This window comes from Rhizobium sp. PRIMUS64, assembly GCF_023006465.1.
Classification (GTDB): Bacteria; Pseudomonadota; Alphaproteobacteria; order Rhizobiales; family Rhizobiaceae; genus Rhizobium; species Rhizobium leguminosarum.
The window spans coordinates 1-285 of record NZ_JALBGX010000370.1; the positions used below are offsets into that span (position 1 = coordinate 1).

At 63.5% G+C, this 285-nt stretch carries 1 protein-coding gene; it reads left to right on the top strand.

What is annotated here, in order from left to right; genetic code table 11:
• Positions 1-22: 22 nt before the first annotated feature.
• On the top strand, positions 23-285 hold a 263-nt coding region (locus MOV76_RS39605), incomplete at its 3' end, for a hypothetical protein (RefSeq protein WP_247266643.1).

The following is a 285-nucleotide window of genomic DNA, read 5'->3' on the forward strand; positions in this document are numbered from 1 at the left end:
TCGCAGATCCGTGGGCGGTTCGATGCGAGTGACGCCGCAGTCGCTGGCGCCGGAGAGGGGTTCGGGGCAGCAAGACGTCGATGCCGCAACGGAGACTCACGTGGTCTCAACCAAGGTTCGCGTCGGCGCCAAGCGTGGTCGCGCCGCCGACTGGGACATGCATCCCGATGACGCGTCCCGCATCAACCAGTTCGCGGAAGCAGTCCGAAACTACGAAATTCTACCCGACGGTAGCATCGGCCGAGGGGACGGAAGGGTTCCCGAGCGTACCATCGAGAACAATTT